Origin of the sequence: Siccirubricoccus deserti, assembly GCF_014283215.1 — a bacterium.
Classification (GTDB): Bacteria; Pseudomonadota; Alphaproteobacteria; order Acetobacterales; family Acetobacteraceae; genus Siccirubricoccus; species Siccirubricoccus deserti.
Genome location: NZ_JACOMF010000201.1, coordinates 1 through 1,724, shown reverse-complemented (window position 1 = coordinate 1,724; position 1,724 = coordinate 1). Strand labels below are relative to the sequence as shown.

2 protein-coding genes are annotated in these 1,724 nt (G+C 65.3%); one reads left to right on the top strand and one right to left on the bottom strand.

Going from position 1 to position 1,724, the window contains the following annotated elements; genetic code table 11:
- A partial coding sequence (locus H7965_RS29785) for an IS630 family transposase (protein ID WP_186774082.1) occupies nucleotides 1-412 on the top strand: 412 nt, incomplete at its 5' end.
- Here H7965_RS29785 and H7965_RS29780 read toward each other — a convergent pair.
- A complete protein-coding gene (locus tag H7965_RS29780) occupies nucleotides 375-998 on the bottom strand; it encodes a hypothetical protein (RefSeq protein ID WP_186774081.1) in 624 nt (207 codons plus the stop codon). The genes H7965_RS29785 and H7965_RS29780 overlap by 38 nt on opposite strands.
- Nucleotides 999-1,724 lie beyond the last annotated feature (726 nt).

The window sequence follows — 1,724 nt, the reverse complement described above, 5'->3', positions numbered from 1 at the left end:
CGACGGCACCGTGGTCGGCCGCTGCATGCCGCGGCACACCCACAAGGAGTTCGTCCGCTTCCTCAACGCCATCGAGCGCGCGGTCCCAGCCGGCAAGGTGATCCACGCCATCCTCGACAACTACGCCACCCACAAGCATCCGAAGGTGCAGCACTGGCTGGCTGATCACCCGCGCTGGGTCTTCCACTTCACGCCCACCTCGGCGTCATGGATCAACGCCGTCGAAGGCTTCTTCTCCACCATCACCCGCAGGCGCATCCGGCGCGGCGTCTTCAACTCCGTGCCCCACCTGCAGGACGCCATCACCCGCTACATCCGTGACCACAACAGAGCCGCCAGGCCATTCGTCTGGACCAAACCTGCAGATACCATCCTCAGCAAGCTCGCCAGACTTCCTGCACCTTCTGAATAAGGCAGTGCACTAGGTTGGGCGTGTTATCGCGGATCCGGTTCCAGGCGCGGGCGATATGGGCACCGTGCCGCGTGCTCGCCACCGAGAGCCGGGTCCTCTGATCATCTTCCAGATAGGCGGCGAGGGTCGCGTTGGTGACCTGCTCCGGGAGCATCGCCTTCTCCGCGCAGAAGCGGGCGAAGGCGCGAAGCCCGGCGCGTTGCGCCTCGGCGGTGGCGCCCTCAAGGAATCGGAGCCACGCCTCCGGGAGCCCGGCCTCGCCACGAAGGTCGGGGCGATGAAGGCCAAGCCGCCGCAGGACATCCCGTAGCCCGGCCATGACATTCTGGAACCGGCCATGGGTGATGCCGTGGGCCGCGGCGGGCTGCACGAAAAGGCGTTGGTTGAGCCAGGTCACGTCGCAGGGGATCGTCTCGGGCGGCAGCTTCAGGATACGGGCGGCGGTATGCAGCGCCGACATCCGTTGCCGCCGGATGTCCTCACCACGATCGTCCCACTGCTTCACGAAGACGATGGCGTCGGCGAAGGTTAGCCCGGCGGTCCCGGGCAGACGGGCAGGCTTCGGAATGTCGGAAATCGCGTTCATCGATGCCTCTTTCAGGGTGTCGGACAGGAGCGGACGGATGCGGCCAATGGTGAGCGCTTAGCAGGGTTGATCACGCAGAAGAGCGCGAGGGCGGCTTGACGCATGGGCCGGAAAGCCCCGGATTTCCTAGATTAGTCCGTCTGTTGGCCGGCGGGCCCATTGAGTACATTGGACAGGCGATATCGGACCGTCTTGCCGATCATCACCGCCGGCCAGATTCGCCCCTCGCGCTTCCGGCGGCGAATGGTCCGCGCAGTGACACCGAGGAGGTGCACGAGCTCGCTGGTGGTCAGCAGCTTCTCGGCGGGCCCGGATGCCTCCTCATGGGGATGCGATCACCGCCCATCGTCAGATGATTCGCCGGTTGGATCCGCACGCTCTGCGTGTCGGTCTTTCCACGCCTGGCGCGCGGCCTGCCGCGCCAAGGCGCCGACCAGATCGGTGAGGGCATCCGTCGACCGACCTGGGACGTGGCTGATCAAAAGCTCCTGCCGCCCGGCGACACCGTTGTCGGAGGTACATGGATTGGTCGAACGGTGGTTCGGGCTATCGGCGGCCATGACGGCCACCACGATCTCCGAACCCTAGTGCACTGCCTTATTCAGAAGGTGCAGGAAGTCTGGCGAGCTTGCTGAGGATGGTATCTGCAGGTTTGGTCCAGACGAATGGCCTGGCGGCCCTGTTGTGGTCGCGGATGTAGCGGGTGATTGCGTCCTGCAGGTGGGG